Below are 18,212 nucleotides of genomic sequence, written 5' to 3' on the forward strand. Positions count from 1 at the left end.
AAAAGGATGATTTCACGTATGAATACTACAATCTTATCAAACCTATCACTTCTATCCAGTGCTTTAGCTAAACCATACCGAAATCAATTAAAAGAAGTGATAAACAAAACTTGCTCGAAGCACAGAAAACAAAGGATAGAACAACATTTGAATATCTATGCGGCTTTCGTTTACTCGCAAGGTTTTGATAACTTCAACGCTCTTGAGATCATTAATAATAAAGATAAACTGCAAGAGCATCTCGATTGTCTAGTCGGTTTTATATATTCAACTAGTAAAAAATCATTAGAATCAAGAGGAGAATATTCAAAAACTCTCTCTGATATTTTTATTGAATTAGCTAAATCAGTCAGCATAACACTTACTGAGTTCTCTTTCTCAAGAGCGAAAATTAACGAATATGCACAAAGCTGTATTGAGAAATATGAAGCGTTACCGATTCACAGTGAGAGACTAGAATACCTTAATGGCTGGACAGTTACCTCCCAAAGCCGTAAGACAGTATTGGTTAACCTCGATATACTCTACGTAAGATATGGTCGTAACTTTTCCTTAAAAATCAATGGAAATCTCAAAGCGTATGCACTTACCCAAAAAACCAGTACGCTGAATCGAAAGGTATTAGGATTTGTATCTTTGCTCAATTCTGTTGCCATGCTGGACACTCGTGGCTCGGTTAAATCTTTTGAGAAACTTTTAAGTGCAAGTCATGTTCACACGACCTTCTATAAGGCATATCAAATTCAACTGACGCAATGTATCGCTAAAGGTAATGATTTATACGGCTTTAATAGAGACTTCATAGATTCGATAGCTAGTTATCAATCTGCATTTATCAACACGAAAACTTACCCATCCCCACTCAAACCACTTCTTAAGCCTGATGTTAAAACTGTAAAAAATCCACCAAGTTTCTCTACAGGTGGTAAACCTAGTGACTCAGAAAAGCTCATCTGGTTCTCTAACATTCCCCTACATATCAAAGATGAAGAAGCGATAGATATCATTGAAATACGGCTTAGTCGAGTTATGGGTTTTATGCGCCAAGCTTTCGATAGACACTTTGAAAAGCTCAAAGAGTTGCAATCCAGAAATGAAAAGCTTCGTAATGAAGGCTTGGTAAAGCCTCTTTTGGGCAATCAAGGTGGAAGCGGTGAAAGAAGGCGTAGTTTTTCTATCGGTGGTGAGGACCTTGCGAATACTATTGCCACCTTTTATCATTATGGTATCAACGGATATACTGGTGGGGAGTACAATGCGTTCCTTGGGTTTGTTGGCGACACAGGAGCACTATCAAAAGAGCTTAATTTACCAACAAACTCAACGCTTCTAACATTAACAACGCTTCTTGTGATGGAGCACCCTAAAATTACGCCAAGCTGGTTGCAGAAACTTCAACTGTTTGATGAATATGGCAAAAAGTGTGGTTACTTTCAATCAGGCGAACAATACATCTTATCAAGTGAAAAAGAGCGCAGAGGTCGGAACTTAGCTCAGCAAGATGTCATTCTGAATGAATACTCAAAATCGATTATTGATTTCATTATTGAGCATACTCAATTAGCCAGAGAGCATCTTAAGTCCATCGGAAATCCTGATTGGAAATACCTGTTGTTGACCTGCTCACTATATCGAGCCGTAAAACCAACGTCTAAACACGAACTCTATAGGCGTCATCAGTCGCGTCTAAGGGATCTCTTTAGCTATAGCAATCAGATTTTGGATGATGATAGCTTATCGAGTGAAGAAATCGAATTAATTTCAAGTACCTCGATTCACAGGGTAGTTCGCCGTCATAAAGGGCTACAAATTTACTTGGAAACTCGCTCACAAAGTGCGGTTGCTGACGCCCTTGGGCATAAAGAAGTACAACCTCAATTGCTTGAATCTTATCTGCCCAAACCCCTTATGGAATTTTTCACTGAGCGTGTTGTTCGACAGTTTCAAAAAGCAATCATTTTAAAAGCAATGGAGGGTTCACTGTATTTGCTTGATGCCGTTAATATGTCCTATGAAGAAATGGAAGAGTTTCTTGAAAATCATGGTATTGCTGATATTCCCGATTTGAACGCCAAAGCGTTTGAGAACTCCACATCGGATACTGAGCTGAGCCTCTTTGACAGTATCGTGTTTACGGTAACAGTGTCTTTGATTCAGCTCCTTATTAGCATTAAAAAGGTTATAGAGGGCGATTCAAGTAAAGGTGAACTCAACTTTAAAGATGAGCTTGTTGAGCATTGGTATAACTGCGCTGTTTACCTTTTAGGGTGTTTCGAACAAGGTGATTTCAAGGGTAATGATGACATCGAAGATATGTATACAGAGGCGATAAATAACCCACTCAACCCAAATGTCATTAAAGGCGCGATCTCATGCTAGTTGCTGTTGATAGTTATGCTTGTATCGAAGATCTAATGGAGGATATTTTAGATAATCCTGAAATACTCAATGGTATGCACGTTGATACGCTGTCGAAACTGACTTCCTACGCCATTGAAAAAGATGATTTTCGAGTGCTTTCGCTTGTCTCTGAGCTACATACAGGCATCCCATCCACTGACAATCACTTGCCTGAATGGTGGCTTTCTGATTTCTACGATGACGTTACACAAATTAAATTTGAACACCAAAAGAGCATCAAAGAAATTCGCTGGAGTGATGTCATTTTAGATGACGGAGAGCGACTCACAAGCAAGAAACACCAACCACTTTTAAATGCTTTCAAGTATTGGGCCATTGCTTGCGATAACCCCTTTGAAAATGGCGGCAAACTAACATCACCAAAGTTTGCTTCAAGAAAACTCGACAACATACTGACATTGATTGATGTTATTTTGCTCAACAGTGCCGCATTAAAACTCTCGAAGCTCCACCTTCAAAAAGTCGATGATGCTTTCTGGATGGGGGTGTTAATGACTATTGCTGAACACAGTGGTTCAGTTATCAATGACCTATACCAAGTTAATCACCGCATTAAGACCCTCTTGGATTATGTAGTAGTATCGCAAGACGATATAAATGTCTTTGTTGCAAAGTACCCTCATGTAACAAGAGAAGTTGCTAGCGATGACATTATCTTAAACTTAAAAGACAGAGTAAAAGCTTGTTGTTGGCTTCACCAACATCGCTATTACGTTCATAATTCTCGTGATAAATATGGGGATAGAAAATCTCAAGGAAATAACACTTTTTTGACTGAGATGCTTTTTAGTGGAAAAACCTTAAAAACAGCTCTTAGTCCTAGCGTTTACCCTGAATTAGAATTAAAGCCTATTGCCATCCGCACTGAATTTAAAGCCGTGCAGAATAGCGAGAAAGGTAGTGGCATTTCTAAGAAACACCTTCATGAGTGGGTCAAGGTAATAAAACTTATTAACACTAACCTTGATAAGAATAACGCCTGTACGGTGAACCCTGTTTCTGATGATGTTTCTACTGATTCTATTACTCGCATCACAACGCTTAGAAAGCAAGGTCGCACTAAAACGCTGCCCCCTAAGTTTGTTTTTAACTTATTTAGAAACAGCTACGAGCTATTAGAGCAGTTTTGCCCTGCGCCCAACGAGAATGAAAGATGCTTTTGGGAAAATGTACTGGAGCTATTGATAGAAGCAAGCACAAAATCAACCAAATCTCACTCTAACCCTCACCGACCTCATTATAATTTAAACGCATTTAATGAAGAACTTCATCGCCATTTACCTTCAAGTGAGCAAGGACATTGGCTTCAATTTGAAGTGATGGATAGGGTCGATTCCAAATTTAAATCGCTTGGCATTCAACAGTTTGAGTGCATACTTTTAACTACTGAAAATCGATATGAGCGCATTCGAAATAACGAATCTATGCTGGAGATGTTTGAGGTTCTACAAGGTGCAATTCAATTGTTACTTGGCGTAGTCATGGCAAGGAGACAAGATGAATTGGTTCAACTCAAACCATTTGGAAACCTTATTTACATTGATGACAAAGGCGCTGTCTCTAGAGAGGCCAACCCTTATGACAATAACAACGAACGGTGGCATTTGCACTTCAAGGTCAAAAAAACAGGCGTTAAAGGGAAGAATCTTGATGAAAAAAGACCTATTCCTTTGTCAATCGCACGATTTGTTTGGCAGCTTGAGCAATTTAACCGACAAGCCATAGAAAAAGGTCTTGCTAAGAAAAGTGACCTCGTTTTGTTTAGCAATGTCAAAGCTCAAACCTTTGAATTAAAAAAACGTACCGCAGATAGATTTAATGCTTCGTTTGATGCTCTCTGTGATTATTTCGAAACGGCAATGGTTGAAATGGACAATAATGAATATCGCCGCCACTACGTGAGACAGCACCAATTAAGACGCTTTTTTGCACTCGTTTTCTTCTGGTCAAAGGGTTACGAAAATATGGAAGCTTTACGCTGGATGTTGGCGCATTCAGATTTAGAACACCTTCATAATTACATTACTGAGAACGTTGATGGAGCAGTAATTAAGAGTGCACAAGCTAATGTTATCGCGCAAAGCATTACACGCAGCAAAGGCATGATCAGTAACGCTGATGAAATTGAAATACTTAGAGGGGTTATCGCTAAAAGGCTCTCGGCTGACAGTAAGGCGAGACTCTCTATCTCTACGCTAGATGATGCCATTTTTGATTACGAAGATACTTCTGAATATAAAACTGTCCCACACATTTCAAAGCTTAATGCTGAGCAAGAGTTAGAAAATGAAGTGCTTACCATGCTAGAAGATGGAAAAATTGCTTTAAATCTCACATGGAATGATGCTGAAGTGATTGATGGTGAAGAGGTGAAAAGTTTTAACCTTGTTCTACAAGTTAACGAGTTAGAGGAAGAATGATGGATAAGGAAAAGAACCTGCTTAAAGTCTTAAAAACAAGAGACTTTCTAAAGGAAATCATTAAAGCTCCAAAGTCATTTTATGAGGATAAAACCTTACTCAAACAACTGAAATCACAAGGTGGACTTGCTAAGTTTGAGTCTCAAGAACGTAATATAGAGCGATGCGCGTTAAACACCTTTAAGGCGAACGCTGATGAAGTTATCGGTGGAGGCTTTAATGAGATTGATGATTTACGTAAAAACGCTGTGATTGCCCTTGAGTTTGAAATTAAAGGCAATAAGTCACGTAAAGGCAGCATAACCACCCATGCAGGCAAACAGCAGCGCATCGTTGAGCAGAAGAAAGAGATAGATGCCTTGCAGCGAGAGAACATGTTGCTTACTGCCTTACTTCGTGAATCGCGCTCTAAGATTAAGGCACTCGCCATGCACAAAGGCTCTGAACAAGAACGCTGGGAGTTGTATCGTACCGCAAATGAGCAAATCCAAAATGTCAGTGACCTCTATTTCGAAGGCGAAATATGATTTCTAGTACGCTAAAAGATGTCGAGCTCTGGACGCACCTAGGTGTACCTTCAGAAGCAAGAAAGTTAAAACCCATTGATGTGCCGTTTCTTAGTTACTCTACCTATAAACCATGCGTAGAAGCTAACGCATTTATGCACCACTTAACTGTGCAGAGAAATCTAAAAGCTTCGACTTTAAAAACGTATGCAAGCTACCTTGTGCATTTAATTCGTTTTATAGAAAACCAACCTTTATTAAGTCGGTTTAGCCAACTAACTGATGCATCTTTTAGACTTTTCATTCAAAACCTCACAGTTGAAACGAAACCCAATGGTGAGCCTCAACGAACATCTACAGAGGTGGCGAAAATTGGTGAGACTTGCATTCGGTTTCTTCAATTTATTCAGCAATTTCATGATTTAAATAACTTTATTGGTCAGAAAGACGTTTGCGCCATATCTATCATCGAGAAGAGACATTCTATTTTTATCGAGGGTAGAAAAAACAAAAAAGAAGTCATCACAATAACCCACGCTTCTTTACCAAAAAAGGGAGCTATCAAAAAACGTCACCCTGTTAGCCAAGCGGATGCGCTAAAAATATGGGATTACATTTGTAGCCAGAAGAAAGACATTTCACACATCAAAGACCAAAAATTAAAGCGTCAAGCTAAAAGGGAGCAGTACGATAAACGGTATCGTGATAAAGCGATTTACACGACTATGGAAATCACTGGTGGGCGTGTGAAGGAGCTACATTCGCTTCAATACGGCGATGTAGTTGAAGCGAGAACAACACGTTCTTTACGGATTGATACACTCAAAAAACGTAACGATGATATTAATGAGCGCTATATTCCTGTAGACCACTTATTCCTTGACCAAATTGATAGCTATCTCGATGTTAGAAAACGGGTTATGAAAAAGCATGGAGTCACGCACAATTACCTTTTCATTAATCTCAATGACGGTCAGCCCTTGAGTGCGGAAACATGGAAAAAGTACATCGGTGGTTGGGGTAAGGAGCTCGGCATCGAAGGTCGTGTTTCACCGCATTTGTGGAGACACTCTCGATTCACCAACTGGATGATAGACCGCATTCTTGCCTCAAGAGAGATTAACAGCAAAGATGATTTCAAAAAGAATGTGCTTCATACCATGCAGTTCAAGAAAGAATTACAGCAGTTCTCAGGTCACACCCTTATAAGTTCATTAGATATTTATCTAGATCTAGCTTGGGAGCAACTTCACGGTTATACAAAGGTTTATAGTGCCGCCTCTCTAAAAACAACCGTAGAGAGTGTAGAGCGTAGAATCGAAGATATAGAGTCTCAGATGGGAAGGAATGAACTCACAGCCGTACAAGCTATGCAGAGCGTTAAATCACTACTTTCGGCATTTAAGAAAGATATTGATACCGCCATAGTTAATGAGAGTAAAGATGAACTGTCTGTGAATAACAAAGATTAGTACTTAGACTTAATCAGCGAGCCTATTTAAAATACATCTTGTTCTAGCAAGCTTCTGTCCAGAGACGTGCCGAAGGGGCATGTAACGCAGAAATGCCCCATTCCGTGCTGATAACTAGGAAGAAATCCTTCTCAGTTGCTTTTCAACTCATAAGTTTTTCTTAGTAGTTGTTTTCTCACTAACCGCGACAAACTTCTGCCCCATTCTTACTTAGAGTCATTACTCGCAACATTGTATCCGCCCCATGATCCCACGGGGCGATATTGTTAGTGTTGGAAGTTCCAAGGCAGGAGTGCATCGATATCAGGCTCAGATTTCGCTAGCTCTTTCATGCACTTAACCATGTAGTCGTAAAGGATAAGGCCGTTGGCTTTCGCTGTCTCGACGATACTGTAAAGCATCGCGCTCGCTTCAGCTCCATTGGGATTGGTCGAGAAGAGCCAGTTCTTTCTGCCTATAACCAGCGGTTTTATTGCGCGTTCAGCACGATTATTGTCTATCGATAAGTGACCGTCATCGATATAGCGGCTCAGCTTCGGCCACTGACCGAGCGTGTATTTTATCGCTTTACCCAGCGGGCTAGACTCAAGCACTTTCTGAGTTGTCATCCATTCATAAAGCTCATCCAGTATCGGCTTAGCATGCTCTTGGCGCTCTGCTTTCCGTTTTTCGGCACAGGCACCTTTTAAGCGTGATTCTATTCCATAGAGTTTCTGGATTTTAGCCAATGCACTATCCGCTTTGCCTGACTTGCCTTTGCCTTGCAGCTTTTTCGCCTCCATGAACTTGCGCCGAGCATGCGCCAAGCAACCGACATTGGTGACGAGATGAAGCCCATCATAAACACCATAGCCATCGGTTTGTAGATAACCACTGTAATCCCCCAAGAAGGCAACAGGGCACGCCCTAGCTCGACTGTTTTGATAGTCGTACAAGACGATATTTCTCACATTAGGGAGGGCGGCTTCAGGCGAGTCTGCGCCCGAGCAGTAAAGCCACATATAACACTGTTTATCTTCTTTGAGGACATTGAGCGGCGTTTCATCCGCCTGAATCACCACTTGCTCAAGTAGGTGCGTTTTTAAGGCCGCGTAAAGTGGAGCGAACTTCTCACTGACTTGGATAATCCACCTTGCCATGGTGGTTCGTGAGAGTTCGATACCCGACTGGGTAAACAGGGATTCTTGGCGGTAAAGTGGCATCGCGTATTGATATTTGCCGAGGATGATATTGGCCAACAAGCTTTCTGTGGCGAAGCTCTTCGGGATAATGCTTTGCGGCGCTGGCTTTTGAACGACGTGGTTTTTGTCTTCTGTTTGCTCGCATTGGCGGCAAGCATATTTAGGACGAACATATTCCAACACTTTTAGTACCGCTGGCGTGAACTCAAGTTTCTCGCTACGGTCTTCACCGATTTTATGCAGGTTATGTTGACAGCAAGTGCACTGCTTTTCATCGTCGTTTAAATCGAGTTCGATAACTTCACGAGGCAAGGTCTTTGGCAGTGGTTTGCGTTTACCACGTTTCTTCTTTGTGATGGTCGTTGTGACAACTTCAACCTCTTCTTCCTTAGCGGCCTCACACTCCGCTTCGTTGAAGAGATCACCTTGAGATTCATCGTAAGGCTTTAACGCCTCCGAGCGTTTAGCGAACTGACGGTCGAAGGCAAGTTTGAGCTGTTCAAGCAGCGATTGACGCTCTTGTTTCAATTGGGTTTCTGACGCCAACAGCGCTTTCACCATCGCTTGTAGCTCGGCAACATCTTGGCTTTCTGAGTTGATATTTGGCGTCTTTTTCATGGCATTGATTATACTAAAATCATGCCGTTAATGCTTGGTGGATATGGCTATATTATCGCTTAAGTCATTGTAAAATCGTTTATTCTAACGGGTTTATGGCCGATAATCGTGAAGCCAGAAAGCAGTCTGTCAAGCTCGAATTGAGTTAGGGTAAACACCTCATTTTGCTCTTTTGATGGCCACTTGTACTTGGCTTTTTCAAGGCGCTTGTACCAAAGAGCAAAGCCTGTTTTATCCCAGTACAGCACTTTGATTTTGTCGCGCTGTTTGTTGGTGAACAGGAACAGTGCGCCGCTGCCCAAGGGCAAGTCGGTGTCATTTTCGATAATCGCAGCGAGGCCGTTGATGGACTTTCTAAAATCGACGCTTTCGCGATAGAGATAGATTTCGGGAGCACTGAGCATACGTTTCATGACAGCGCACCGATAAGCTCTGCGAGATAGGTCGCTGGCGTGCCTTGTGGGATGCTCAGTTCAACATCATTGACGAGCAGCGTCATATTGGCAACGACAACGTGAGTGGCTTGATACTTTGTGGTCTTTTCAACGACTTCTGCTTTAACAAAGCCAACCGTGTTCGGTTTTTCGATGTGCTTTAACTGTTGGCGCTTAGCGTAAAAAGTGGAGAGGCTCAGTCCGTTACGTTCACAGAATAATCGTTGTGATAGTTGGCTGGATTCATAGTGTTCGAACAGGGTTCGCCATTCTTGGTTAGTGCGTCGTTTGGCCATTTCAAATCTCCTTTGGGTTGGAGGTTTGATCTTATTATTCGGGCTAGGTGATTAGAATGCGGGGTTTATGACGCGCTTACGCAACATTCTTGAATCTCATTATTTGACCAAATTTCCTTTATGACTCAATATGCCAATAGTTGGGTAATCGTACAGGCATGCTTGTGTCCATCGATTTCGTAGCGGTTCAGTAACGAGCTAAATTTCCACTTTATCTATAAGGTACTTCAATTGATTGAACAAGCACAAGTTGCGGCAGACATTCTGAAAGAAATGAAAGAACTTGCGGCCAAAATACGTCTTTTAGTAAATGGAATGCCACCAGAAGAACTCCTAGGGTACATCTATGCCCAACTGTTGATGATGAGTAACAGCACTACTTCGCCTGAACTCGATACAGAGGTTCCTAGTGAAGAAAGAAACGAAGTTCAGTTTTTATTGGAATACGTTCATGCGGTTCTAGCATCAGATGTTGCTCCTGATGATGTAGAGTTCGATGAAACTAAATGTAGCGAACTGTTTACACTTAGTAGGAGTTTACGAGAAAAAGCAATGTTCTTTGCTATGGTGTCCTCTGCAAACACTGATAATAAAGACTTCGGTTCTGATACTGCGGATATCGAATTTCACGCAAAATCATCTTGGGTGATGCTCAGAGGTAATCGATATCAGGTTTTAGAGGGCGAGTTTTATCAATACGTGCTCGCTCAACATGATGACATTTTAAACGATATTTATGGTGTTGGAGCTGTTGATATTGCAGAGGGATTTCAGCAGTTAGCTAATACAACTCGTACAGGGCAAGCTAACGCTATTGAAGAAATGCTTAAGCAATTTGAAGCCGCTCAAAGGTTTGCGACAGAGAAAGGAAAACAGCTCGAAGAGGTTATGGAAGAGTGGGTTGAAGTAAATGCGCAACAAACAAAGCGTGCAGGCTTAGCCGTAGATGATATGTTGAGAGGTGGCATTGCAAATGTTAGCAGGCATACAAAATTACCATCAGAATTTTTAGCTGATCTGGCGTATCAACGTGGTGAAGAGGTCGATTTTTTCAGTGATGGTGACTACTCAGGCACACCTTACAGGACATTACCTGCCAGAAAAAAACCTCTAATCAAACTTAATGAAGACTATTATGCGGTAGACCCCTGTTTTATTCGAGATGCTGGCTACCGTTCACTTCTTTTCAATTTATTGCAAAAGAAACCTGAATATAAAGAACAGTTTAAAGAGCGGCAGAAGGTCATGAGCGAAGCTGCCTTTCCTGAAATACTTGCTGAACAGCTCGCTAATGCTACCGTTTATCAAGAAGTCTATTATAAGGATCCCAAGACTAAACAATGGGCAGAGAATGACACACTAGTTTTAATTGATGATGTACTTTACCTTGTTGAGGCTAAAGCGGGAGCTGCTGCAACAATAGCGTCACCCGAACTCGATTTTAAACGCCATTCACAGTCTATAAAAGACTTGATATTAAAAGCTTACAAACAATGTGAGCGTTTTTTTGAATATTTAAAATCTGCGGATGAAGTCTCAATATTCAACCTAGTCAACGGAAAGTATGAGGAGATAGGAAAACTTCGCCATTCAGATTACCGTGTAATGATCCCTATTGGATTAACAGTTGAATCATTCTCACCCTTTTCAGCATTTTCTAAAAACTTACCACAAGTAAAACCGCTCTTAGGACAACATAGCTTTGTATCAATTTCAATCGATGATCTTTTTGTTCTAAAACGGATGTTGCCTACACCAGGGATATTTGCGCATTACATGGAAGTGCGTCAGGCAATTGCAGGTGTAAAACAAGGGCTTCTTTTTGATGAGTTTGATCATTTAGGAGCATACCTAACTAACAATCGGTTTGATCAGGAAATTATTGAAAAAACTAAGAGCGAAAATTCTGGTTTAGTCATATGTAACGGATTAAGTCGTGTTGTCGACAAATTTTTCGAAAGCGGGCAATGGGACACAAGCCCTATACCTACTCAGGAGTTCCCTGATGCGGTTTCGAAGGCACTTACGGCACTAGATGTTTCTCGCAAACCTGGATGGCTTTCTGTGGACAGCCTTATTCGAGATTTTGGCGAGGAAACTCGTATTAGCTTTGGAAAATACCTTTCTGATTTAGATAACTCTATAGAAAAGCACCCTGCACGTTACTTCGCATTTGGCGGAGAAGGAAAGCCAATTTTTGTTTGGATACAAAACTCCAAGTATGACGTTGAGTGGGAGAAGGTCAACGATACGGCAAGTGCAGTTGCCATTTCTATTAATACGAAAGAACTAATGGGAATGCTTATTAAAGTTGGGAAAGGCAGAGTTTATGAAGCTGCCCAATATTTCAGGGTTGATGTGCCGACTGAACAAACTGAATCTAATGAGCACATTTATAAAGAAGCCCAAAGCATGAGAGAGCGTACCAAAAGCCCAACCTCTGTTAATAAACAACATTATTTAGAACCTAAAAAAAAGCGGAAAATAGGCAGAAATGAACCATGCCCTTGTGGAAGCGGAAAAAAGTATAAAAAATGCCACGGTCGTTAGCAAATATGAAGTTATCTTTCTCTTGAAGAGAGATTTGTCGTGGTACGCTGAGTTTAGTCACTGAATTAGGTGTGAGCGATGACGGCATCTAGCCATTTGCATTACTTGACATTATCCGAAGACAAATAGAAGAACTTAGCTTCTAAGTAGCTTTTGTCCAAAAATGTGCCAGAGCAAAAAACAGGCAGTGACGCACAGCCAGAGAAAAAGCCTCCAAACTTAGTGTAAAAGTTCCAATCTGTATTGTTAGGTAGCAAACTTAGTTACCTACTGACACAAAGATGAATATGTTGATTGGTTATGCACTGTATGTGAATACTTAATTGTCAATTGATGATTGATAATTAAACCAGTTATAGAAGTGGCTTTTAAAGAATGGGTTCTCGATATGAGTTAAAGTGTTCCGCTGGTATTTGAAGCGATGCGCTACACAGATTTAGGTAGTAGGGCATAATCTGCTTATTTTTTGACAATATTTACTGAGCAGCTACCACATCAATAAAACACGGATTACACCAAGGTGCCCAGAAATCGACGACAACGGGTTGGCGACTATTAAGTAGTGCTTCGAAATTGGCTTCCGTTCCTTCAATGGGCGCTCCATCAAATAGGGGAGCTTGGCATTTACCGCAATTTGGGCTTTCTGTCACTCGTTCTATCGGAACTCGGTTCATTGCGTGACACGAAGGGCAACGAGTATTGAATGTTGACATGGTTTCCTCTCTTTATTTTTGCGTTTTGTTCCAGTCGCATTTGACGCACTAGACTTAACGTCGGAGTAAAAGCGCGTATACTGACTGACATCAAAAGGACCTTTTGAGTCTCATTTCTCTTTCATACGATGAGTTTTTAATTTTAGGTCTTTGGATTGCATTAGAAAATACAACAAAAACAGGTTAACAATGACAAAATTCTATGCCGAAATTACAGGTTGGGGTAAATGCCTACCACCTGCAACGCTCTCAAACCATGACCTTAGCACCTTTATTGAAACTTCCGATGAGTGGATTAAAACTCGCACCGGGATTGAACAGCGCCGCATTAGCCATGTGAATACCTCGGATTTAGCTACGGTGGCTGCCCAACACGCCATCGCTTGTGCTGGGATTGATGCAACTGAGATTGATCTCATCATCATCGCAACCTGTTCGCCAGATTCTCTTATCCCAAATATTGCCTCGAAAGTGCAGCAGAACCTTGGGATTAAAAATGCAGCCGCTTTTGACTTAAATGCAGCCTGTACCGGTTTTGTTTATGGATTAGAAACTGCGACGCGTTTAATGCAAGCAAGCCATTACCGCCATGCGTTAGTGGTGGGTGCTGAGCGTCTCTCTTTTTACATTGATTGGACCAAACGTGATACCGCCGTGTTGTTTGGTGACGGTGCTGGTGCTGTTGTCTTGAGTAAAACCGATAAAGTAGTGGGTTTGCAAGATGCACAAATCGGTTGTGATGCAGAAGGGCGTGATATTTTGGCGGTGCCTAAATTTGGCTCATCGATGGATCGTTTTGCCGCTGACAATGGGTATTGGGATTTTGATTTTGTTGGGAAAGAGATTTTTAAACGCGCGGTTCGAGGCATGGGCGCAGCGGCGCAAACTGTGTTGGCGCGTTCCGGTCTTTCAACCGAACAAGTCGATGTGGTGATCCCGCATCAAGCGAATATTCGCATCATTCAAACCTTGTGTGACTTATCAGGTATTAGCCAAGATAAAGCATTCGTTAACATTCAACACTATGGTAATACGTCTGCCGCGACCGTACCTATTGCATTGTGTGAAGCGGTAGAACAAGGGAAAATCAAACCGAATGATAACCTGCTGGTGGCTGCTTTCGGGGCGGGCTTAACTTGGGGGGCTGGGCACATCAAATGGGGCGAGCGTGTTACCGCGATTAGCCGTAGCCAAGCGCAGTTACCAGAGTCTCAGTCCAGTGCGTTAGAATTATTGGCCAATGCAATTGAGCACTGCCAGCAGCGCCCGCTATCTAAATAACGCTTAGAAAACGAATGTTCACACAGTACAAGCAGTATGAAAACAGGCCACAATGTGGCCTGTTTTACTCTCAATGCTAGGTGTATAAACTAGGCAATCGCCATGGCGAGCAGGCTAATTGGATGAATGGTTTCTAACGCGGTATTTTCTTCAATTTGCCATTTACAGGTTTCACAATCGGTAATCGCATAGTCAGCTTGCGATGTTTTGATTGCATCAAACAGGTGCGCGCCAATTTTCATTGAAACGTCATAGTTCTCTTCTTTAAAACCGTAGGTTCCCGCTAAGCCGCAGCATTCGCTGTCTAAGACCACTAACTCCAATCCTGGGATCATTTTTAATAATTCAATGGTAAAAATGACATTACCGCTGCGTTCAAGGTGGCAAGGGGTGTGGTAAACCACTTTCAAGTTAACGGGTTTCATTTTAGGCGCATTACCGCTCATGAACTCTTTGAGTAGAAAGCGTGTGACGTACTCGATTTGTTTGACCACCTTACTATTATCAACCCCTAAAACATGAGGGTATTCTTGTTGTAAGGTAAACGAACACGTTGATGAGGTGGAGAGGAGCGTCGTTTGACGATCAACTACCGCGGCTTCGATATTTTTCACATTCAATAGCGCATTTTTACGTGCTTTATCGTGAAAACCATTGGCAATCAGCGGTACACCACAGCATTTCTCGTTATCCAGTAACCGTACGCCGATATTCATCGCATTCATCACAGAGACAAAATCTTTACCTAACTGCGGGTGGTTATAGTTAACGTAGCAGCCGTGGAAATAGGTCACTTGCCGGTTATACAGGGGTTGGCGTGTGCAGTTCTGCTTAAACCAACGACGAAACGTGCCGTGTGAATATTTGGGAAGTGATTTATGATCGTGCACACCAATGGTCTTGTGCATCAGTTTTTTTACCATCGGCATAGCCGTAGCAGCGTTCACAATCGGTGCAAATGGTGTGGCGATCGTGCCAAAAAGATCGGTATGGCTCAGCACGTAATCACGCACCAGCTTTGGACTCAGCGTTTTTTTACCATGTTTGCCACGCGCCACAGCAATGATATCGCCAATTTTTACTCCGGAAGGACAGGCGGTTTCACACCGTTTGCAGTTGGTGCAGAGCTTGAGTAGGTCGTCATAATACTCTGCGCTTTTAATCCTCAAGCGTTCGCCATCCGGCCCGCACTGTTTTGGCCCCGGATAGAGTGGGTTTGCTTTAGCAACCGGGCAATAAACGGTACAAACAGTGCATTTGATGCATTGATCAAAAGAGGTATTTTTGGGTGCGGCTTCAACAAAAGAGGTGCTCATACTAATACCTCCTGAATGACGGGTCGAGATTGAGTTTGAGCCATAATTTGAGAGGTAGCGTGGTAAGCGCTGGCAATAGCAACGCCTCCACCGCTGCCTTCAAAGACAGGATCATAACCCGCGAGCATCGAACCACAGCAGTATAAATTGGTAATGATATTACCTTGATGAGTTGGGTTCAGTGACGTGTTGGTCAGCACACCAAAGGTCATGAAAGGGTGAGAGTTTGCCGAGAAAAAGGCATGGTTTCGCCATAGAGCGCGATCATGACAGCTTTCCGTCTCTAATTGGAACACGGGTTCGCTAATACCGTGATGAGAAGCCTGTAAACCTTGGCTGAAATAGCTCCCTGTAGCCATCACGAAATGGTCAGCTTGAATCGGCATATCATTGAGATTTTGAGTATGAATGGCGGTTAAACGGTTGCCATCAAATTCACCACTGATGACTTTATCGCCTTTTAAATGGGTACCACCCATGGTTAAAAAAGCTCGGCTGAGTGTCTCTTCAATGCGGATGCCCATTAATGATGGCGGCATGGTCGGGACTTCATGCAACTGCAAGTTGGTTTCCAATTTGAGTTTGTTCAGTAAGGTTAACCCATCACCATTGCCCATGATGGCAGGTAGGATCACTAGATCTTGCACAGTGGCATGACGGATCAGTTGATCACAAAAACTGCGCCATGCATGTGGTTGTTTGAGCAAACGAGCAATATCGATGGATCGCAGTTCGTTGGGATTATGGCGAAGTGCTTCGAAACCCGGAATCGTGATATTGATGATCTCACTTGGGATAGCCGAAAATGCAGGTAGAGCGCGTAAGTTATCTTGCAGCATGTGTGGTTGAAAATCTCGATAACCATCGATGGCGAGCAGCACAATACGCTTGAAATCAGCATTCGTTTTATGTTGATAAACATAAGGTTGTGATAACCAAGTGGCTTTCAGTGTCCCCATCGGAGTAATGCGATAGTGGTTACTATTATCCGCTTGGTGTGTCAGCGGCATGCCGCGCTGCTGCAGCGTTTTTTGAAACCACATTAACCCTTGCGAAATAGTGTCAGCGCCAATTTTACTGTAAGGGTGATTCGAGGCTTGTTGACGTAATGCTTCCATGGCGAGCAAAGGGGATTCAACCGCTTCGCCGCTAGGCAGTTTACCCAGAACATCGATGGAACCGGATGAAAAATGCAGAGCACTTTGGCCTTGACTGATCAGTGCAGTTTTTAGACCCGCTTGTAAGCAGCGAAGACCTGCACTGTAACCTGCAATTCCACCACCGATAATTGTGACGTCGTATTTCATCATAACGTCTCCTCACTTTCATTTTGCTTGTGTTGCGTTGGAATGTCATTGGCTCCGAACAAGCCTTCATAAATCCAGTAACTGAATTCAGCTTCGCGCAGTGCATCTCCCCAGAAAATCGGTTTAATGCCTTTCCAGCGCTCTTCTAAAAACTCAACCAACAGTTGGCTCGATTGGTTTCCCGAAACGTGACCATATTCTTGAAATAAGCTGGCGGCGCGATAGCTGCAAAGCTCTCCTTGGCATGGCCCCATACCTAAACGAGTGCGGCGACGTAAATCGACCAAGTTATTTACATCGAGTTGTTTAATTGCGTATTCAATTTCGCCCGCGGTCACCATTTCACATTCACAAATAACCGCTTGGCTCTTTGCATCATCAGATAAGAAATTTTGTGCGCGCTCACCATGGCGATAAAGAGCCGATTCATAGACTGGCTTAGCAATGCTGGCGGTTTTTTTGACCTGTTTTGGGGTTTCGTGGGAGCCGGGTAGGGCGCGAGTATGAGTTTCGCAAGGGGTATTATTGCCCAGTTTTTTAGCGACTAAATCGGTCGCCCATTCTGCCATTAGGCGGTAAGTCATTAATTTACCGCCTGTAATAGTGGTGAGGCCTTTCAATCCATCGCGTTGTTCGTGGTCAAGTAATACGATGCCGCGACTGATGTTTCGGCCGCTGCCATCATCATTAATAGAGACCAATGGACGCACACCCGCATAAGCGCGTAATACACGAGTATTCGCCATGATGGGGGCCAGTTTCGCGCCTTCGGCCAGTAGTATATCGACCTCTTTTTCAGTCACGTGCAGGTTGTCAATTTGGTCGTAGTCAATGTGTTCAGAGGTAGTACCGATCAGTGAAATGGTATCACCAGGGACAAGAATATCGGCATCAGAAGGCTTGCGACAGCGGTTGATCACAAGGTTGTTGATACGATAATCAAGGATCAACAATGAGCCTTTCGCGGGGAACATTTTGATGTTGAGATCGGCGTATTCACAGATGTTTTGTCCCCATATTCCAGCTGCGTTAATCACTTCTTTGGCGAAAATCTCATACTGTTGATGAGTGCTGAGCTGTAAACAGCGTACGCCTAATACTGTGTCACCTTGGCGGATCAGCGACGTCACAATGGTTTTGTTCATGATCCGCGCACCATGCTCTTTGGCGTCTAGTACATTGGAAGCACATAAACGAAAAGGATCGAGTGTGCCATCGGGTACTTTGACCGCGCCAACAAGGTTTGGGTTAACGTGAGGCTCTAAACGCAGTGCTTCTTTGGCAGAAAGCGGCTCGGTTGTAATCCCAGCTTGAGCGCACGCGTCGATAAACGTGCTCTGAAAAGCAAGATCGTCTTCAGGCAGAGTAATGAACAGGCCGTCGGTTTTCTCTACACAATGTCTGGCGATATTTTTTAAAATTTGATTCTCTTGGATGCACTCTTTGGCCGATTCAGGATCGGTAACTGCGTAACGTGCCCCTGAGTGTAATAAACCGTGATTTCGCCCGGTGGTACCAGAAGCAATATCATCCTTTTCTAGCAAAATACACGCAATGCCGCGCAGTGCGCAGTCGCGCATGATCCCAGTACCGGTTGCTCCGCCACCAATGATAACAACATCGGTTTCAAATCGTGTGGTTGTGGTCATGGTGAAACCTTATTCGATGAAAAACTTATATTTAGTGTGGCATTTTCA

At 42.8% G+C, this 18,212-nt stretch carries 12 protein-coding genes and 1 pseudogene; 6 read left to right on the top strand and 7 right to left on the bottom strand.

Translation table 11 applies throughout. The annotated features are described in order from the left end of the window. The first annotated feature begins 18 nt into the window (after positions 1 to 18). From N5E84_RS18275 to N5E84_RS18290, 4 genes are read left to right on the top strand one after another with little or no spacing between them, the layout of a single operon-like run. A complete protein-coding gene (locus N5E84_RS18275) occupies positions 19 to 2,379 on the top strand; it encodes a hypothetical protein (protein WP_019283175.1) in 2,361 nt (786 codons plus the stop codon). After that, entirely contained in the window at positions 2,373 to 4,841 is a 2,469-nt protein-coding gene (locus N5E84_RS18280; RefSeq protein WP_019283174.1) for a hypothetical protein, read from the top strand. Before N5E84_RS18275 ends, N5E84_RS18280 begins: the two co-directional genes overlap by 7 nt. After that, positions 4,841 to 5,368 carry a hypothetical protein gene (locus N5E84_RS18285; protein ID WP_234830729.1) on the top strand — a complete coding sequence of 176 codons (528 nt, stop codon included), beginning with the start codon at positions 4,841 to 4,843 and terminating at the stop codon, positions 5,366 to 5,368. Before N5E84_RS18280 ends, N5E84_RS18285 begins: the two co-directional genes overlap by 1 nt. Further along, the gene (locus tag N5E84_RS18290) at positions 5,365 to 6,819 is read left to right on the top strand and encodes a tyrosine-type recombinase/integrase (RefSeq protein WP_069212258.1); all 1,455 of its coding nucleotides are present in this window, start codon (positions 5,365 to 5,367) and stop codon (positions 6,817 to 6,819) included. Before N5E84_RS18285 ends, N5E84_RS18290 begins: the two co-directional genes overlap by 4 nt. Before the next feature lie 266 nt (positions 6,820 to 7,085). Here N5E84_RS18290 and N5E84_RS18295 read toward each other — a convergent pair whose 3' ends face one another. From N5E84_RS18295 to tnpA, 3 genes are read right to left on the bottom strand one after another with little or no spacing between them, the layout of a single operon-like run. Next, a complete protein-coding gene (locus N5E84_RS18295; protein ID WP_069211897.1) occupies positions 7,086 to 8,618 on the bottom strand; it encodes an IS66-like element ISVa11 family transposase in 1,533 nt (510 codons plus the stop codon). A 59-nt stretch (positions 8,619 to 8,677) separates the two neighbouring features. Then, positions 8,678 to 9,031 carry an IS66 family insertion sequence element accessory protein TnpB gene (gene tnpB, locus N5E84_RS18300; protein ID WP_019283195.1) on the bottom strand — a complete coding sequence of 118 codons (354 nt, stop codon included), beginning with the start codon at positions 9,029 to 9,031 and terminating at the stop codon, positions 8,678 to 8,680. Further along, the gene (gene tnpA, locus N5E84_RS18305; RefSeq protein WP_019283194.1) at positions 9,028 to 9,348 is read right to left on the bottom strand and encodes an IS66 family insertion sequence element accessory protein TnpA; all 321 of its coding nucleotides are present in this window, start codon (positions 9,346 to 9,348) and stop codon (positions 9,028 to 9,030) included. Before tnpA ends, tnpB begins: the two co-directional genes overlap by 4 nt. Before the next feature lie 231 nt (positions 9,349 to 9,579). Between tnpA and N5E84_RS18310 the strand changes: the two genes are divergently transcribed. After that, on the top strand, positions 9,580 to 11,898 hold the full coding sequence (locus N5E84_RS18310; protein WP_019282231.1) for a YecA family protein: 2,319 nt from the start codon (positions 9,580 to 9,582) through the stop codon (positions 11,896 to 11,898). Positions 11,899 to 12,383: 485 nt separating this feature from the next. Here N5E84_RS18310 and N5E84_RS18315 read toward each other — a convergent pair. Then, positions 12,384 to 12,611: pseudogene (locus N5E84_RS18315) on the bottom strand (thioredoxin domain-containing protein); the annotation flags it as partial. 189 nt (positions 12,612 to 12,800) lie between these two features. Here N5E84_RS18315 and N5E84_RS18320 point away from each other — a divergent pair. After that, a complete protein-coding gene (locus N5E84_RS18320) occupies positions 12,801 to 13,892 on the top strand; it encodes a ketoacyl-ACP synthase III (protein ID WP_026027878.1) in 1,092 nt (363 codons plus the stop codon). An 89-nt stretch (positions 13,893 to 13,981) separates the two neighbouring features. On the opposite strand, the gene glpC is transcribed toward N5E84_RS18320, so the two are convergent. The 3 genes from glpC to glpA are packed head-to-tail and all read right to left on the bottom strand — an operon-like array spanning position 13,982 to position 18,164. Then, a complete protein-coding gene (gene glpC / locus N5E84_RS18325; RefSeq protein WP_013867920.1) occupies positions 13,982 to 15,208 on the bottom strand; it encodes an anaerobic glycerol-3-phosphate dehydrogenase subunit GlpC in 1,227 nt (408 codons plus the stop codon). Continuing rightward, positions 15,205 to 16,518, bottom strand: coding sequence for a glycerol-3-phosphate dehydrogenase subunit GlpB (gene glpB / locus N5E84_RS18330; RefSeq protein WP_019282230.1), 1,314 nt, complete (start codon positions 16,516 to 16,518; stop codon positions 15,205 to 15,207). The genes glpC and glpB overlap by 4 nt, the downstream gene beginning before the upstream one ends. Next, entirely contained in the window at positions 16,515 to 18,164 is a 1,650-nt protein-coding gene (gene glpA / locus N5E84_RS18335) for an anaerobic glycerol-3-phosphate dehydrogenase subunit A (protein WP_019282229.1), read from the bottom strand. The genes glpB and glpA overlap by 4 nt, the downstream gene beginning before the upstream one ends. Positions 18,165 to 18,212 lie beyond the last annotated feature (48 nt).

This window comes from Vibrio sp. J502 (assembly GCF_025397955.1).
Taxonomy (GTDB): Bacteria; Pseudomonadota; Gammaproteobacteria; order Enterobacterales; family Vibrionaceae; genus Vibrio; species Vibrio anguillarum.

Excerpts from the sequence above, each read along its gene's own strand:
- N5E84_RS18275 (WP_019283175.1), top strand. The coding sequence starts at position 19 with ATGAATACTACAATCTTATCAAACCTATCACTTCTATCCAGTGCTTTA.
- N5E84_RS18280 (WP_019283174.1), top strand. The coding sequence starts at position 2,373 with ATGCTAGTTGCTGTTGATAGTTATGCTTGTATCGAAGATCTAATGGAG.
- N5E84_RS18285 (WP_234830729.1), top strand. The coding sequence starts at position 4,841 with ATGGATAAGGAAAAGAACCTGCTTAAAGTCTTAAAAACAAGAGACTTT.
- N5E84_RS18290 (WP_069212258.1), top strand. The coding sequence starts at position 5,365 with ATGATTTCTAGTACGCTAAAAGATGTCGAGCTCTGGACGCACCTAGGT.
- N5E84_RS18295 (WP_069211897.1), bottom strand. The coding sequence starts at position 8,618 with ATGAAAAAGACGCCAAATATCAACTCAGAAAGCCAAGATGTTGCCGAG.
- tnpB (WP_019283195.1), bottom strand. The coding sequence starts at position 9,031 with ATGAAACGTATGCTCAGTGCTCCCGAAATCTATCTCTATCGCGAAAGC.
- tnpA (WP_019283194.1), bottom strand. The coding sequence starts at position 9,348 with ATGGCCAAACGACGCACTAACCAAGAATGGCGAACCCTGTTCGAACAC.
- N5E84_RS18320 (WP_026027878.1), top strand. The coding sequence starts at position 12,801 with ATGACAAAATTCTATGCCGAAATTACAGGTTGGGGTAAATGCCTACCA.
- glpC (WP_013867920.1), bottom strand. The coding sequence starts at position 15,208 with ATGAGCACCTCTTTTGTTGAAGCCGCACCCAAAAATACCTCTTTTGAT.
- glpB (WP_019282230.1), bottom strand. The coding sequence starts at position 16,518 with ATGATGAAATACGACGTCACAATTATCGGTGGTGGAATTGCAGGTTAC.
- glpA (WP_019282229.1), bottom strand. The coding sequence starts at position 18,164 with ATGACCACAACCACACGATTTGAAACCGATGTTGTTATCATTGGTGGC.